Here is a 15868-nt window from a genome sequence, read left to right as displayed (position 1 = left end):
CCGGCAATCGTTCCCGTGTTCGTCGTCATCGTCCTCACCCCTGAGGCGGAGACCGTCCGCTAACGGAGTGTCTCAAACAACCGTGGGGCGGAGGAGGCCGTTCATGCACACGCCACTCGCAGCCCTCGATCTGCCTGTCCTCGGCGGCCACGCCTTCGACCGACCACTCCTGCTGCGCGAGTTGATCGTCGCGTCGAAATCGATGCAGATCCAGCACTACACCAGCCCCGCCGCCGACATGCTGTGGGATGCGCTGCGCTCCCGCATCGTCCCCGATGCGACGGGCACCGGACCTGACCCCGCCCTGCGCCTGTACGTCTCCCGCCTGCGCATGCCCAACCGCAAGCTGCTCAACGAGGCCGCGGTCGAAGCCATCTTCCGCGACCGCGGCTACCAGGTGATCTATCCCGAAACCCTGCCGCTGGCGCAGCAGATCGCGCTCTTCGCCCGCGCGGGGGCGATCGCCGGCTGCTCGGGCAGCAACATGTTCAACCTCGCCTTCTGTCACGCAGAGGCAGAAATCACGCTGCTCGTCTCACCGAGACTGCTGCATTTTTCGGAAATGTTTTTCTGCCATCGCCAGCGCCGCCCGCTGCGCATCGTGCTCGGCCACGAACCCGTCGGGCATCCGGGCGACGTGCACGCCCCCTGGACGGTCGATCCGGACCGTCTCTGAGAGCCGCCGCTGATGACAGGCGGCCCCGCCCGCAACCGTTTCAGCAGGCCATGCTCAGCCCGGCAGTGGCCTCGGCCCCGGGGGCGGTGAGAGCTCGGCGAGCGCCGCGGCGCGGAGAACGTCGAGGGCGACGAGCGCGCCGTCGCGCTCGAAATGCCAGAACGTCCAGCCGTTGCACGACGGCGCGTTGGTCAGCCCCGCGCCCACCTGATGGATCGAGCCGCGCAGTGCCCCCGCGTTGAGCGAGCCGTCCGGGGTCACCACCGCCTGCACGCGGCGGTTGCGGTCGGTCAGCACCGTGCCGGCTGCGATCAGGCCACGCTCGACCAGGCTGCCGAAGGCGATTCTCGGCGCATCGCGCCTGCCGGGGCTGGTGGCGACCGACTCCAGCGGCACCGGCCGCTCGCGCCGCACCCGCCCGATCGCCGCTTCCGCATAGGCGGGATGGCGCTCGATGCCGATGAAGAAGCGCCGCAGCCGGCGCGCCACGGCGGCCGTGGTGCCGGTGCCTAGAAACGGATCGAGGATCACGTCGTCCGGCAGGGTGGAGGCGAGCAGCACCCGGTGCAGCAGCGCCTCCGGCTTCTGGGTCGGATGCAGCTTCAGCCCGTGATCGTTGCGCAGCCGCTCGCCGCCCGTGCACAGCGGCAGCAGCCAGTCGCTGCGCATCTGGATGTCGTCATTGAGCGATTTCATCGCCTGGTAATTGAACCGGTAGCGGCTCTGCGGGCTGCGCGCCGCCCAGATCATCGTCTCGTGCGCGTTGGTGAAGCGCCGGCCGCGGAAGTTCGGCATCGGGTTCGACTTGCGCCAGATCACGTCGTTGAGGATCCAGAACCCCAGGTCCTGCAGGATCGCGCCGATGCGGAAGATGTTGTGATACGAGCCGATCACCCAGATCGTGCCGTCCTTGGCCAGCAGCCGTCGCGCCTCGCCCAGCCAGGCCCGGGTGAAGCGGTCATAGGCGTCGAAATCGCCGAACTTGTCCCACTCGTCATCCACCCCGTCGACCAGGCTGTCATCCGGCCGGCGCAGCTCGCCACGCAACTGAAGGTTGTAGGGCGGATCGGCGAAGACGCAGTCGATCGATCCCGAGGGCAGCATCTGCATCATCTCGACGCAGTCGCCCAGCAGCACCTGATCGAGCGGCAGGTCGCGCGAATGGTCCAATTTCAGGGTCGGCCTCTCGGGTCACGCAGCGATGCGCTGGGTCGCGCGAATCGGCCGCATGGTGACGAACCCGCCGTGACCGGGTCAACCGGCGACGTCGACGCACTCCCCCGCCGGCGCGAACAGGCAGAGCTGCCTGACGGTGCCGAATCCGGTGCGGTGATGTCGCGTCGGGCCGAGCGCATGCAGTGCGAGCCGGTGATCCGCGGTCGCATAGCCGGCATTGCGCTCCCAGCCATAGCCGCCATGCCGCTGCGACAGACGCCACATCGCCCGGTCGCGCACCACCTTGGCGACGATCGAGGCGGCGGCGATCGACAGGCACAGCCCGTCGCCGCCGATCACCGCCTGACCCGCACATGGCAGCGAAGGCGGCACCCGGTCGCCATCGACCAGCACGAAGCCGGGCGGTGCCGGCAACCGTGCGACCGCCCGGCGCATCGCCAGCAGGCTGGCCTGGAGAATGTTGATGCGCCCGATCTCGGTCACCGAAGCCGCGCCGATGCCGATCTCCACGCCCGCCGTCGAGCGCAGCGCCTCAAAGGCCAGGGCACGCGCCTCGGCGCTCAGCTTCTTCGAATCGTCGACCACCGCCGCCAGCGCGCGCGGCACGCCGCGCCGCAGCACCGCCGGATCGAACACCACCGCCGCCGCCACCACCGGCCCGGCCAGCGGTCCGCGCCCGGCCTCGTCCACGCCGGCGACACGCCCACCCAGTGCGCGCTCGCGCCGGAAATCCGGCGCCTTCGCCCGAGGCACAACCCGACCCGCCAAACACGGAAACTCCCGATCCGCGACTCGGCACAGATGCCGGCCCGGATCGGGAGCGAAGCAGACAGCAGGCGGGGGCGGCAAGCGCCCCCGAAAGGGCTATTTGCGCGATGGGATCAGGATTGCGCCGACCAGGAAGCCGAATGCCGCCGCGATGCCCAGCGCCGGCAGCGGATTGTCACGCACCAGATCGGTCAGCGTCTCCAGCGTGTCCTGCGTCCCGCCGATGACATCGTCGGCGACACCGCCGAATTCGCGCTTGATGGTCCCGATGGTCTCGTCCGCCTTGCCCTCGGCCTGTGTTTCGGCATCACCGGTGATGCCGCCGATGGCATCCTTCACCTGGCCGGCGACATCCTGCACCGCACCCTCGATTTCCGTCCCGCTGATCTTCGCCTCGCTCATTGCCGGCTCCCGTCGTGATTGGCTGACCTCGTTGCGGGTCTCAACACGATCTGCGCGCCGCGGTTCCCGAACGCCTCAGATCGGCGAGCGCAGCGCCCAGATACCGGGGCAGGCCGGCAGCGTCTGGCTGATGCGCTCGCGGGCGCTCGACACATAGGCCGGCGGCACGGTCGTCGCCGTCAGCGCGACGACGGCGCGCTCCGCCCGGAGCTGCTCGCGCAGTGCAGCCCGCTCGAGCTCGAACAGCTTGCGAAAGATCGCCATCGCCGGTTCCTGTCTCTCTGGTCTCGTCAGGTAAGAAGATACCGGTCGCCCTCCCCTGCCACAATCCTGCCATCATCGTCTCACGCATCTGTGTTCACACGCGGTCTGAAGTTCGATCATGTTTCGTTCCAGGAACAGTGGCTCGACCCGTGGCCGATCAGATCCGGTTGGTTACGAAAGATGAACGGTTCGCAATTTGCTTTTCATCCCCGGCCCCGCCTTACTCCCCCGCTGACGAATCCGACCTATAAGTTGAAATATGACGCAGCCCGGGCGCCCGGGCTGCGTGCCCGAACCTCGAATTGCCGGAGCCCGCTGACCCGATGGACGACCGCCCCACCGTGCCGCCCGCCTCCGGTGCGCCCAGCCCGCCACCGCGGCGGCGGCGCTGGTGGCTCTGGGCGCTGCTCATCGTCATCGTGCTGCTGATTGCCTACGCGCTGCTGCATCGCCGTGCCGGCACGCCGGCGCCCGGACAGCAGGCCGGTGGTGGTGGTGGCTGGCACCGCAATGGCGGCCAGAACCCCGACCAGCCCCAGCCGGTCACCGCCGACACCGCGAAGCTCGGCGACATGCCGATCGAGATCACCCAGATCGCCACCGTGACCCCGCTCGCCACCGTCACGGTGCGTTCGCTGATCTCGGGCTATCTGGTGAAGATCAACTTCACCGAGGGCCAGGAGGTGAAGCGCGGCGACATCCTCGCCGAGATCGACCCGCGGCTCTACCAGGCCGCCCTCGAGCAGGCCCAGGGCACGCTCGCCAAGGACCAGGCCTCGCTCAAGCAGGCGCAGGTCGACCTCGCGCGCTATCAGCTCCTCGGGCGGCAGAAATCGATCCAGCAGCAGACCATCGACGACCAGACCTACACCGTGCAGCAATATCAGGGCGCGGTGCGCTACGATCTCGGCCAGGTCGCCCAGGCTCAGACCAATCTCGACTACTGCCATATCCGCGCGCCCGTCGACGGCCGTGTCGGCCTGCGCCAGGTGGACCTGGGCAACTACATCACCGCCGGCGACACCAACGGTCTGGTGATCGAGACCCAGCTCAAGCCGATGTCGCTGATCTTCGCCATCCCGCAGAGCAACATCCCGACGCTGATGTCGCGGCTCGGCGCGGGGGCGACCCTGCCGGTCTCCGCCTACAACGCCGCCGACACCGCGGCCATCGCCACCGACGGCGCGGTCAGCAATGTCGACACCCAGGTCGACACCACCACCGGCACGGTCAAGCTGCGCGCGATGTTCCCCAATACCGACGAGAAGCTGTTCCCCTCGGCCTTCGCCAATGCGCATCTGCTGCTCGACACGCTGCACGACGTGCTGCTGGTGCCGACCTCGGCGGTCCAGACCGGGCCGTCGGGGCTGTTCGTCTATCTCATCAAGCCTGACGACACGATCGAGATCCGCGACGTCACCACCGGCCCCAGCGGCGCGGGCAACACGGTGATCGCATCAGGGCTCGCGAGCGGCGACCGGGTCGTGACCGACGGCACCGACCATCTGCGCGCCGGGACGAAGATCACCATCCCCGCCGCACCGAAGGCCGCCGACCCCAACGCCCAGCAGCACCACACCGGCCACCGCCACCGCAGCGGCGGCGACCAGCAGCCGAACTGATCGACACACGCTCCCGCCGACCAGCCCGGACGACCGATGAACATCTCGCGCCTCTTCATCCTGCGACCGATCGCCACCACGCTGCTGATGCTGTCGATCCTGCTGGTCGGCGCACTGGGCTATCATTTCCTGCCCGTCGCCGCCCTGCCGCAGGTCGAATATCCGACCATCGAGGTGCAGACCTTCTATCCCGGCGCGAGCCCCGAGGTGATGACCACCTCGGTGACCGCCCCGCTGGAGACCCAGCTCGGCCAGATGCCCGGGCTCGACCAGATGTCGTCCTATTCCTCCGGCGGTGCGTCGGTCATCACGCTGCGCTTCGGCCTCGATTTCAGCATGGATGTCGCCGAGCAGCAGGTGCAGGCGGCGATCAACGCCACCGCCTCCCTGCTGCCGTCGGACCTGCCCGCACCGCCGATCTACAGCAAGGTCAACCCGGCCGACACGCCGATCCTCACGCTCGGCATCACCTCATCCACCATGAAGCTGGTCGAGGTGCAGGATCTGATCAACACGCGCGTGGCGCAGAAGCTCAGCCAGATTTCGGGCGTCGGGCTGGTGTCGATCTCCGGTGGCAACACCAAGGCGATCCGCGTGCGGGTCAACGTACCCGCGCTCACCTCATTCGGCCTGTCGATGGACGACCTGCGCACGACGATCAGCAACGTCAACGTCAACTCGCCGACCGGCACCTTCGACGGTCCGCTGCGCTCGACATCGCTCAATGTCGATGGCCAGATCACGAAGATCGAGCAACTCAACAACCAGGTCATCGCCTATCGCAATGGCGGCCCGATCCGCATCCGCGACATCGGCCATGTCGACACCGCCCCCGAGAACACCCAGCTCGCCGCCTGGGCCAACCTCACCCCGGCGCTGATCCTCAACGTGCAGCGTCAGCCGGGTGCGAACGTCATCGCCGTGGTCGACAACATCCGCCACGAGCTGCCGCTGTTGCAGAAGACCCTGCCCGCCGGCATCGAGATCACCCCGCTCACCGACCGCACCACCACCATCCGCGCCTCCGTCGCCGATGTGGAGTTCGAGCTCACCCTCGCCGTGATCCTCGTCGTGGCGGTGATCTTCTTCTTCCTGCGCAACATCCCCGCGACGCTGATCCCGTCGCTGTCGGTGCCGCTGTCGCTGATCGGCACGCTGGCGGCGATGTATCTGCTCGGTTTCTCGATCGACAACCTGTCGCTGATGGCGCTGACCATCGCCACCGGCTTCGTCGTCGACGACGCCATCGTGATGATCGAGAACATCGCCCGCCATATCGAGATGGGAAAATCGCGCATGGAGGCGGCGATGGTCGGCGCCGGCGAGATCGGCTTCACCATCGTCTCGCTCACCGTGTCGCTGATCGCGGTGCTGATCCCGCTGCTGTTCATGGGCGACGTGGTCGGCCGGCTGTTCCACGAATTCGCCATCACGCTCGCCATCACCATCGTGATCTCGGCGGTCGTCTCGCTCACCCTGGTGCCGATGATGTGCGCGCGCATCCTCGCCGAGCATGACCCGACCCAGACGCATGGCCGCATGCAGCGCTGGTTCGGCTGGAGCGAGCGGCTGATCGAGGGCACCATCGCACGCTACGGGCGCGCGCTCGACGTGGTGCTGCGCTGGCGCTTCGTCACGCTGATGGTGGCAGTCGCCACCACCGCCCTCACCGTGCTGCTCGCCGTTCTCATTCCCAAGGGCTTCTTTCCCGTCCAGGACACCGGGATCATCCAGGGCGTGAGTGTGGCCGCGCAATCCACCTCGCTCGCGGCGATGAAGACGCATCAGGTGGAACTGGCCCGCGCGATCCTCAAGGATCCGGATGTCGTCAGCCTGTCCTCGTTCATCGGCGTCGACGGCCAGAACCCCACGCTCAACCAGGGTCGCTTCCTCATCAACCTGCGCGCCCATGACAGCCGCTCGCTGTCGGCCGCCGACATCACCCGCCGGCTGACCGCCGAGACCGCCGACATCCCCGGCATCCGTCTCTATGCGCAGCCGGTGCAGGATCTCAGCCTCGACACCCGCGTGTCGGCGACCCAGTACCAGTTCGTGCTGGAAACCCCGAACTACAACGACTTCACCACCTGGGTGCCGAAGGTCACCCAGAAGCTCGAAACCCTGCCCGAACTCGCCGACGTCGCCTCCGATCTGCAGGCGAACGGGCTCGAGGCGTATCTCACCATCGACCGCGCCACCGCGGCGCGCTTCTCCATCACGCCGACCACCGTCGACAACCTGCTCTACGACAGCTTCGGCCAGCGCCAGATCTCCAACGTCTATACCCAGACGGCGGTCTACCGGATCGTGCTCGAGGCCGACCCCTCGCTCGGCCGGAGTCTGGACGGGCTCGACAGGCTCTATCTGCCCGGCAACAGCTCGGTCTCCACCCAGCAGCAGGGGGCTGCCCGCCAGCCGACCGGCGGGCTGGTGCCGCTGTCGGCGGTGGCCAAGATGGATGTCCGCGCCGCGCCGCTGGTGGTCGACCATCTGGGCGAGTTTCCGGCCACCACCATCTCGTTCAACCTCGCCCCCGGCGTGTCGCTCGGCGACGCGGTCAACGCCATCACTTGGGCGGAGAAATCGCTCGGCCTGCCGGCCAGTTTCGAGACCGCCTTCCAGGGCACCGCGGCCGCCTTCCAGACCTCGCTCGGCAACGAGCTGTTCCTGGTGCTGGCCGCGCTGATCGCCGTCTACATCGTGCTCGGCGTGCTCTACGAGAGCTTCATCCACCCGGTCACCATCCTCTCCACCCTGCCCTCGGCCGGGGTGGGCGCGCTGCTGGCGCTGATGATCGCGGGGGCCGATCTCGACGTGATGGGCATCATCGGCATCGTGCTGCTGATCGGCATCGTCAAGAAGAACGCGATCATGATGATCGACTTCGCGCTCGAGGCCGAACGCGAACAGGGCCTCGCCCCGCTGGCCGCCATCCGCCAGGCCGCCCTGCTGCGCTTCCGGCCGATCCTGATGACCACGCTGGCCGCGATGCTCGGCGCGCTGCCGCTGATGCTGGGCAGCGGCACCGGCTCGGAGCTGCGCCGCCCGTTGGGCATCGCCATCGTCGGCGGCCTCGCCGTCAGCCAGTTGCTGACCCTGTTCACCACCCCGGTGATCTACCTGTATCTCGACGGCCTCGCCGCCTGGGTGAAGCGCCGCTTCGACGGCAGCGCCCGGTCCACCGCCCCCCAGCCCAATGCCTGAACGCCCGCCCCATAACGGGCGCACGCGATCCGGCCTCCCCACCCACAATCCATCTCGGTCGAGCCTGTCGTGGACTGTGCGTGGGATGGTCAGATGGCGTGAGGCTTTCGAGCATCGCAGCGCAGCGGCCTGGATGGCCGTGAGCAGCGAAGCGCCGAAAACGCGCGCCAGATGGCCGTCCCACGTGCAGTCCACGGCGGGCTCAAACGCGTGAACATTTCCGCGCCTTTCATCCGCCGCCCGGTGGCGACCACGCTGATCACCATCGCGATGCTGCTGGCCGGTGCGTTCGCCTATGTGCGTCTGCCGGTCGCGCCGCTGCCGCAGGTGGACATGCCCACCATCGAGGTGCAGGCGCAGCAGCCCGGCGGCACGCCGCAGGAGGTCGCCTCCTCCGTCGCTGCCCCGCTCGAGCGCCATCTCGGCCAGATCGCCGGCGTGACCGAGCTCACCTCCACCAGCCAGCAGAACGTCACCCGCATCACCGTCCAGTTCGACCTGTCGCGCAACATCAACTCGGCCGCCAACGACGTCGAGGCGGCGATCCAGGCCGCGCGTGCCGACCTGCCGAGCTCGCTGCGCTCCAACCCGAGCTATTTCAAGTTCAACCCGGCCGGCCGGCCGATCATGATCCTCGCACTGACCTCACAGACCCGCGACATGCCGGCGCTGTATGATGCCGCCACCAACGTCATCCAGCAGAAGCTCAGCCAGGTCACCGGGGTCGGCAATGCCGAGGTGGGCGGCTCCGCGCTGCCCGCCGTGCGCGTCGAGATCGACCCGCTGCCGCTGTTTCGCTACGGCATCGGCTTCGAGGACGTGCGCGCCGCGATCGCCAACGCCAACGCCAACTCGCCCAAGGGCTTCATCGATACGCCCGACCACCGCTACCAGCTGGACCTCAACGACCAGGCCCGAAAGGCACAGGACTACCGCGACCTCGTCATCGCCTACCGCAATGGCAACGCCGTGCGCCTGCGCGACGTCGCCGACGTGTCGAACTCGGTCGAGGACCTGCGCAACGCCGGGTTCTTCAACGGCCAGAAATCGGTGATCGTGCTGGTTTTTCCGCAGCCGGACGCCAACATCGTCAAGACCATCGACCAGATCAACGCCGAGCTGCCCGCCATCCGCGCGGCGATGCCGGGCGACATCGCCGTGCATGTCGCGATCGACCGCTCGGTCACCATCCGCGCCTCGCTGCACGACACCGAGCTGACGTTGTTCATCGCCGTGCTGCTGGTGATCGGCGTGGTGTTCGTGTTCCTGCGCGACGCGCGTGCGACGCTGATCCCCGCCGTCGCCGTGCCCACCTCGATCATCGCCACCTTCGGCGCGATGTGGTGGCTGGGCTACAGCCTCGACAATCTGTCGCTGATGGCGCTGACCATCGCCACCGGCTTCGTCGTCGACGACGCGATCGTGGTGATGGAGAACATCGCCCGCCACATCGAGAACGGTGCCGACCGCCGCTCCGCCGCCCTGATCGGCGCCGGAGAGGTCGGCTTCACGGTGCTGTCGATCACCCTGTCGCTGGTGGCGGTGTTCCTGCCGATCCTGCTGATGGGCGGCATCGTGGGGCGGCTGTTCCGTGAATTCGCCGTCACCCTCACCATCACCATCCTCGTCTCGCTGGTCGTCGCACTCACCGTCACGCCCTGCATGTGCGCGCTGCTGATGCGCCAGCCCGAGGAGATGCGCGCGGATGCAGGGCGCCATCCCTGGCCCACCCGCCTCGCCCATCGCGCGGCCGGCATGTTCGATGCGATGGCGGCGTTCTACACCCGCACGCTCGCGATCGCGCTCGCGCACCCATGGCTGACGCTGTCCACCCTCCCGCTGACCATCGCACTGACCGTCATCCTGTTCATCCAGATCCCGAAAGGCTTCTTCCCGACCCAGGATGACGGCATGCTGATGGGGCGCGCCCAGGGCGAGCAGACCATCTCGTTTCAGAACATGAGCAAGCGGCTGGTGCAGATCCAGCGCGTGCTCAAGGCCGATCCCGCCGTGCAGACCGTGGTCGGCTTCACCGGCGGACGCGGCACCAACACCGCGCAGGTCTTCGTCCAGCTCGTCCCCAAGGGCCAGCGCCCGCCCGGCGATGTGGTGATCCAGCGCATCGAGGCCAAGCTCGCCGATCTCGTCGGCGTGCGCATCTTCTTCTTCATGCCGGGTGATCTGCGCGCCGGCGGCCGCCAGTCCAACGCCAACTACCAGTACACGCTGCAGGCCGACGATGCCGAGCTGCTCTACCACTGGACGCCGATCCTGGTCGCAGCCCTGCAGTCACGCCCGGAGATGACGGACGTGAACTCCGACGTCCAGCAGGGTGGCCAGGCGATGCAGGTCGAGATCGACCGCGATTCCGCCTCGCGGCTTTCCATCACCCCGCAGCTCATCGCCAACACGCTCTATGACGCGTTCGGCCAGCGCTCGGCCTCGACCATCTACAACACGCTCAACCAGTATCATGTGGTGATGGAGGCCGCGCCGCGCTTCTGGCAGGACCCTTCGATCCTCGCGCAGATGTGGGTCAGCACCTCCGGCGGCAGCACCTCGGGGGCGACCTCGTCCAACACCATCGCCACCACCTCGCCCTCCACCGCCACCTCGTCCTCGGCGAGCGCTGCGGCATCGATCAACCAGAGTTCGCTGAAGAACGCGATCAACAACGGGCTGGCCAACGGTCGCGGCACCTCGTCGGGCGCGGCGGTCAGTGCGACTGCCGAGACCATGGTGCCGCTGTCGGCCGTCGCGCGGCTGGTTCCCGTCACCACGCCGCTGGCGGTCAACCACGACAGCGAGTTCGTCGCCGCCACCCTGTCGTTCAACCTGCCCCCCGGCGGCTCGCTGAGTGCGGCGACACGCGCGCTGGGCGAGACGATGGTCGCGCTGCACATGCCGGCCGAGATCCATGGCGAATTCGCCGGCAACGCCAAGCTGTTCCAGTCCACGGTCAGCAACGAGCCGATCCTGATCGCCGCGGCGCTGTTCGCGATCTATGTCGTGCTCGGCGTGCTCTACGAGAGCACCATCCACCCGCTGACCATCCTCTCCACCCTGCCCTCGGCCGGGGTGGGCGCCCTGCTCGCGCTGGACATCTTCAACACCGAGTTCTCGCTGATCGCGATGATCGGCGTCATCCTGCTGATCGGCATCGTCAAGAAGAACGCCATCATGCTGGTCGATTTCGCCATCGTCGCCGAGCGCGAGGACCACCTCACCCCGCTCGAGGCCATCACCCGCGCCTGCGCGCTGCGCTTCCGGCCCATCATGATGACCACCTTCGCCGCCGCCCTCGGCGCGGTGCCGCTGGTGCTCGCCTCCGGCTACGGCGCCGAGCTGCGCCGGCCGCTGGGCATCTCGGTGATCGGCGGTCTCGCCGTCAGCCAGGCGCTCACCCTCTACACCACGCCGGTGGTCTATCTGATGCTGGACCGGCTGCGCCTGCGCCTGCGCACTCCTCTGTGGCACCCAAATCGAGTAAGCGGACGGACATGACCCGAATTTCCCGACAGGCCGCTCTCCTGACCACGCTGGCCGCGACCGTGTCCACGACCCTGGCCGGTTGCTCCGTCGGCCCCGACTACCGCCGCCCCGTCGCCCTGCTGCCGCCGCAGTACAAGGAACTCGTCCCCGCCCCCGGCTGGGTGCGCGCCGATCCGGCCGCCGCCACCGCGCCCAAGGGCGAATGGTGGCGCATCTACAACGATCCGGTGCTGGACGCGCTGGAAGCGCAGGTCGACCTCAACAACCAGAACCTTGCCCGCTATCAGGCGCAGTACCGTGCCGCGGCGGCGGCGATCGACGCGGCCCGGGCGAGCTTCTTTCCCACCCTGTCGGCGACCGCCGCCGACACGCGCCAGTATACCGGCCGCGGCAGCAACGTGACGACCAACACCGCCACCGGCGGCGGGGTCAACATCTCCGGCAGCCGGTACTCGACCTCCTACCAGCTCGAGCCGCAGGCAAAATGGACGCTCGACATCTGGGGTCAGATCCGCCGGCAGGTCGAATCCCAGGGCGCCGCCGCCCAGGCCGCGGCGGCCGACGTCGCCAATGCGCGGCTGTCCTATCAGGCGACGCTGGCGGAGGATTATTTCGAGCTGCGCGCAGCGGATGCCAATTATGACCTGCTGACCCGCTCTGCCGTCGCCTACGAACAGTCGGCGAAGATCATCGGCAACCAGTATCGCGCCGGCACCACCGCACCCTCCGACTATCTGCAGGCCGAGACCCAGGCCGCCAATGCCCGCGCCTCGGCGATCCAGGTCCAGGCGGCCCGCGCCCAGTATGAACATGCCATCGCCGTGCTCACCGGCCAGCCGCCCGCCGCCCTGACGCTGGCCCACGGCACGCTCACCAACACCATCCCTGCGGTGCCGGTCGCGCTGCCCTCGACCCTGCTGCAGCGCCGGCCCGACATCGCCTCCGCCGAGCGCACCGTGCAACAGGAAAACGCGCTGATCGGCGCCCAGGAGGCCGCCTTCTATCCGCAGGTGGACCTGTCCGCGCTGATCGGCTTCGCCGGCGACCCGCTGCACAGCATCTTCAACGCCGCCCATCTACTGTGGACGCTGGGCGCCACCGCCAGCCAGACGATCTGGAGCGGCGGTGCGCGCTCGGCCGCCGTCGAGCAGGCACGCGCCAACTACGAAGCCGCCGTCGCCACCTATCGCGAGACCGTTCTGGAAGCGTTGCAGGGCGTGGAGGACAATCTCTCCAACCTGCGCATCTACGCCGCCCAGGCCGTCGCGGCCCAGCAGGCGGTCGATCTCGCCAACCAGGCGCTCACCATCGCCAACAACGAATATTTCGCCGGCACCCAGGCCTACACCACCGTGCTGACCGCGCAGACCACCGCGCTGTCGGATGCACAGAGCGTGATCTCGGTGCAGCTCAACCGGCTCAACAGCTCCGTCGCCCTGATCCAGAATCTCGGCGGCGGCTGGGACGCCAGCGCGATCCCCGCCCGCGCCGCCATGGAACAGAACCCGCTCCTGCCCTGGGACCGCGCCCTGCCGAAGCCATGAAAAACCCCTCCACGGCGGACCGTGGAGGGGCGGACGCAGTGTTCTTCGTCGTCGATCTGCCCGGTTACAAGACCGCCTTGCCGGCCATCAGCCCGAGCACCAGGAACACCAGGAACACGACGATGAAGATGAAGAACAGGATCTTCGCGATACCCGCCGTCGCCGCCGACAGCCCGCCGAAGCCGAAGATGCCGGCGATGATCGAGATCACCAGGAACAGCAGCGCAAGTTTCAACATCTGATTGGCTTTCCCTCAATTCCGGGCAGTCCCTGCCCGATGCAACGCTCAACGTCCCCTTTGCGAACGTGGTTTCCGTCGCCCGTCCGCGCTGTCATTCCTGTGTCATCCGTACCGCGCCTGTCACAGCCGCGCGAAGATCGCCCCCAGCACGAAGCCGAGCCCGGCTGCCGCCGCCAGCGCCACCAGCGGCTGATCCGCGGTGAGGTCGCGCACCTGTTCCAGCGCATCGCCATAGGCCTGCTGCGCCTGTCCCGCCGCCTGGTTCGCCTTGCCCTTGACCTGCGTCGCGGTGTCGCCCAGCAGCCCGCCGGCGCCATCCTGCAACCGCCCGACGAACTCCTTCGCCGCACCCTCGACCTTGTTGCTGTCCATCGACCCGCACTCCGTTTGGTTGTCGCCAATGCAACGCCGGCCAGGCAGGCGGGATGCGCGACGCTGCGGCAAATCTGCCTCTCGCCGCCGCTCCGACAACACGGCATGCTGCACGGCGCATGAAACTGCTCACCTGTTCGCGCTGCCAGTCGGTGGTGCATTTCGAGGCCGAAGCCTGCCCCGCCTGTGGCGCCGCCCTCGGCTTCCTGCCCGAGGCGCTGACCATCGTCGCCCTCGACCCCACTGGCGACGATGCCGACTGGCTGTGGCTCGCCCCGGCTCGATACGAAACGGGAGAATTGCGTTTCTGCGCCAACCGCATCCATCACGTCTGCAACTGGATGCTGCCCGCGTCGGGCACCGCCGCCGGGGCGCTCTGCCCCGCCTGCCGGACCAACCGCATCATCCCCGACCTCTCCCGCGCCGACGCGCTCGACGACTGGCGCAAGCTGGAGATCGCCAAGCATCGCCTGTTCTACACGATGCTTCGTCTCGGCATCTCGCTGCCGGACCCCGCCGACCCCGACACCCCGCGCCTCGAATTCGACCTGCTGCACCCCGTCGTCGGCCAGCCGAAGATCCGCACCGGCCACGCCGGCGGCATCGTCACCATCAACGCCGCCGAAGCCTCCGACGCGATCCGCGAACAGGTCCGCCACCAGTTCAACGAGCCCTATCGCACGCTGCTGGGCCATTTCCGCCACGAGATCGGCCACTGGGTCTGGGCGCAGCGCGTCCAGCATGGCGGCCGGATCGAGGCCTTCCGCACCCTGTTTGGCGACGAACGCACCGACTACGCCGAGGCCCTGCGCCGCTACTATGCCGAAGGGCCGCGGCAGGACTGGCCGGCCCATTTCATCAGCGCCTACGCCTCCGCCCACCCCTGGGAAGACTTCGCCGAAAGCTGGGCCCACTACCTGCACATCATGGACACGCTGGAGACCGCCTTCGCGCTCGGCATCGGCATCCACCCCGGCAACCCCGACACCTCGCTGCCCGATCTCGACACCCGCGACCCCTACCGGATCGGCGACATGCATCGAATCCTCGACCAGTGGCTTCCGCTGGTCTTCGCGCTCAACAGCCTCAACCGTTCGATGGGCCTGGCCGATCTCTACCCCTTCGCCATCCCACCCGCCGCAGAGGCCAAGCTCGCCTTCATCCACGACCTCGTCAGGGCGGGGTGAACACCCCACCAAGTGCTGCCGCCAGCTCGGTCGGGATCAGGATCGTGGTGCCGCGCTCCTTGTTCATCTCATAGACCAGGTTCATCTGCCGCAGCTTCAGCGCCACCGGGTCGGCCGCATAGATCGCCGCCGCCTCGCGCACCTTCTGAGCCACCACGATCTCCGCCGAGGCCAGCGTCTCGCGCGCCTGCTTCTCGCGCTCCGCCTGCGCCTGCCGGCTCATCGCATCCTGCAGGTTGGGCGGGATGCCGATATCCTTGATCTCCACCGAAGAGACCTCCACCCCCCAGCGCTCGGTCTTGCGCGCGATCACCGCGCGCAGTTCCGCATCCGCCGCCGCCCGGTCGGTCAGCAGCGCGCTCAGGTCCCGCGCCCCGATGATCTCGCGCAGCGAGGTCTGCGCCACCTGCTCCACCGCCACGACGAAGTTCTCGACCTCGGTCGCCGCCTTCGCCGGATCGCGCACCTGCCAGAACACGATCGCCTCCATCGCGATCGACACCGTATCGCGAGTCAGCGCCTCCTCCGCCCGGATCTCGGTGGTGCGGATGCGCACATCCACCAGCACCGCGATCGTCTCGAAGAACGGGATCAGAAAGAACAGTCCCGGCCCCCGCAGCCCCTGATACCGACCCAGCCGCAACACCACCGCACGCTGCCACTGATCGACCATCTTCAGCCAGGCCGGCAACGCAATCGCCGCCAGCACCAGAACGGCCGCCAGCACCACCGACACCGGATGCCCCTGCCCGGCCCCCACCACCAGCACGGCCGCCACCACCAGCAACCCCGAGAAGATATACGCCACTGACGGCACCGCACTCCCGGCACTCACCGTCCTCACCGGCATGATCGCCATCACACGTTCCCCCACCGCAGGGGCTCTGCCCCTGCACCCCGGCAGGAGGCGCGGCCTCCTG

Annotated in this window: 13 protein-coding genes; 6 read left to right on the top strand and 7 right to left on the bottom strand. The window is 68.1% G+C overall.

All coding sequences use genetic code 11. The features are described from left to right. The first annotated feature begins 103 nt into the window (after positions 1-103). A complete protein-coding gene (locus tag FHR90_RS05720; RefSeq protein ID WP_176626898.1) occupies positions 104-676 on the top strand; it encodes a glycosyltransferase family 61 protein in 573 nt (190 codons plus the stop codon). Between the two features lie 54 nt (positions 677-730). Here FHR90_RS05720 and FHR90_RS05715 read toward each other — a convergent pair whose 3' ends face one another. The 4 genes from FHR90_RS05715 to FHR90_RS05700 all read right to left on the bottom strand — a co-directional run bounded on the left by FHR90_RS05715 (position 731) and on the right by FHR90_RS05700 (position 3286). Then, positions 731-1789, bottom strand: coding sequence for a site-specific DNA-methyltransferase (locus FHR90_RS05715; protein WP_183274904.1), 1059 nt, complete (start codon positions 1787-1789; stop codon positions 731-733). Between the two features lie 141 nt (positions 1790-1930). Further along, positions 1931-2605, bottom strand: coding sequence for a ribonuclease HII (locus tag FHR90_RS05710; protein ID WP_183274903.1), 675 nt, complete (start codon positions 2603-2605; stop codon positions 1931-1933). Between the two features lie 111 nt (positions 2606-2716). Beyond that, positions 2717-3022 (bottom strand): DUF883 family protein, encoded by a 306-nt coding sequence (locus FHR90_RS05705; RefSeq protein WP_176621582.1) that lies wholly within the window; start codon positions 3020-3022, stop codon positions 2717-2719. A gap of 75 nt (positions 3023-3097) precedes the next feature. Then, complete coding sequence (locus FHR90_RS05700) at positions 3098-3286, bottom strand: hypothetical protein (protein WP_176621581.1); 189 nt, start codon at positions 3284-3286, stop codon at positions 3098-3100. A 323-nt stretch (positions 3287-3609) separates the two neighbouring features. Between FHR90_RS05700 and FHR90_RS05695 the strand changes: the two genes are divergently transcribed. From FHR90_RS05695 to FHR90_RS05680, 4 genes are all read left to right on the top strand, one after another. After that, positions 3610-4908, top strand: a complete 1299-nt coding sequence (locus FHR90_RS05695) for an efflux RND transporter periplasmic adaptor subunit (RefSeq protein ID WP_176621580.1) — start codon at positions 3610-3612, stop codon at positions 4906-4908. Positions 4909-4944: 36 nt separating this feature from the next. After that, a complete protein-coding gene (locus FHR90_RS05690; RefSeq protein ID WP_176621579.1) occupies positions 4945-8112 on the top strand; it encodes an efflux RND transporter permease subunit in 3168 nt (1055 codons plus the stop codon). Between the two features lie 210 nt (positions 8113-8322). Beyond that, positions 8323-11616 carry an efflux RND transporter permease subunit gene (locus FHR90_RS05685; protein ID WP_176621578.1) on the top strand — a complete coding sequence of 1098 codons (3294 nt, stop codon included), beginning with the start codon at positions 8323-8325 and terminating at the stop codon, positions 11614-11616. Beyond that, positions 11613-13148, top strand: coding sequence for an efflux transporter outer membrane subunit (locus FHR90_RS05680; RefSeq protein ID WP_176621577.1), 1536 nt, complete (start codon positions 11613-11615; stop codon positions 13146-13148). The genes FHR90_RS05685 and FHR90_RS05680 overlap by 4 nt, the downstream gene beginning before the upstream one ends. A gap of 64 nt (positions 13149-13212) precedes the next feature. On the opposite strand, the gene FHR90_RS05675 is transcribed toward FHR90_RS05680, so the two are convergent. Next, entirely contained in the window at positions 13213-13386 is a 174-nt protein-coding gene (locus tag FHR90_RS05675; RefSeq protein WP_176621576.1) for a DUF1328 domain-containing protein, read from the bottom strand. Between the two features lie 123 nt (positions 13387-13509). Next, a complete protein-coding gene (locus FHR90_RS05670; RefSeq protein ID WP_176621575.1) occupies positions 13510-13761 on the bottom strand; it encodes a CsbD family protein in 252 nt (83 codons plus the stop codon). A gap of 119 nt (positions 13762-13880) precedes the next feature. Between FHR90_RS05670 and FHR90_RS05665 the strand changes: the two genes are divergently transcribed. Beyond that, entirely contained in the window at positions 13881-14948 is a 1068-nt protein-coding gene (locus tag FHR90_RS05665; RefSeq protein WP_176621574.1) for a zinc-binding metallopeptidase family protein, read from the top strand. Here the strand turns inward: FHR90_RS05665 and FHR90_RS05660 are convergent. Continuing rightward, positions 14935-15807: a slipin family protein gene (locus tag FHR90_RS05660; protein ID WP_176621573.1), complete on the bottom strand. Its 873-nt coding sequence runs from the start codon at positions 15805-15807 to the stop codon at positions 14935-14937. The two genes, FHR90_RS05665 and FHR90_RS05660, sit on opposite strands and share 14 nt — an antisense overlap. Positions 15808-15868 lie beyond the last annotated feature (61 nt).

The sequence above is a fragment of the Endobacter medicaginis genome, from assembly GCF_014192375.1.
In the GTDB taxonomy this organism is placed as follows: Bacteria; Pseudomonadota; Alphaproteobacteria; order Acetobacterales; family Acetobacteraceae; genus Endobacter; species Endobacter medicaginis.
This window is presented reverse-complemented; position numbering and strand designations above follow the sequence as displayed.

Bases quoted from the DNA above. Each gene is read 5' to 3' on its own strand.
- FHR90_RS05720 (WP_176626898.1), top strand. From the start codon at position 104: ATGCACACGCCACTCGCAGCCCTCGATCTGCCTGTCCTCGGCGGCCAC.
- FHR90_RS05715 (WP_183274904.1), bottom strand. From the start codon at position 1,789: ATGATGCAGATGCTGCCCTCGGGATCGATCGACTGCGTCTTCGCCGAT.
- FHR90_RS05705 (WP_176621582.1), bottom strand. From the start codon at position 3,022: ATGAGCGAGGCGAAGATCAGCGGGACGGAAATCGAGGGTGCGGTGCAG.
- FHR90_RS05700 (WP_176621581.1), bottom strand. From the start codon at position 3,286: ATGGCGATCTTTCGCAAGCTGTTCGAGCTCGAGCGGGCTGCACTGCGC.
- FHR90_RS05695 (WP_176621580.1), top strand. From the start codon at position 3,610: ATGGACGACCGCCCCACCGTGCCGCCCGCCTCCGGTGCGCCCAGCCCG.
- FHR90_RS05690 (WP_176621579.1), top strand. From the start codon at position 4,945: ATGAACATCTCGCGCCTCTTCATCCTGCGACCGATCGCCACCACGCTG.
- FHR90_RS05680 (WP_176621577.1), top strand. From the start codon at position 11,613: ATGACCCGAATTTCCCGACAGGCCGCTCTCCTGACCACGCTGGCCGCG.
- FHR90_RS05675 (WP_176621576.1), bottom strand. From the start codon at position 13,386: ATGTTGAAACTTGCGCTGCTGTTCCTGGTGATCTCGATCATCGCCGGC.
- FHR90_RS05670 (WP_176621575.1), bottom strand. From the start codon at position 13,761: ATGGACAGCAACAAGGTCGAGGGTGCGGCGAAGGAGTTCGTCGGGCGG.
- FHR90_RS05665 (WP_176621574.1), top strand. From the start codon at position 13,881: ATGAAACTGCTCACCTGTTCGCGCTGCCAGTCGGTGGTGCATTTCGAG.
- FHR90_RS05660 (WP_176621573.1), bottom strand. From the start codon at position 15,807: ATGGCGATCATGCCGGTGAGGACGGTGAGTGCCGGGAGTGCGGTGCCG.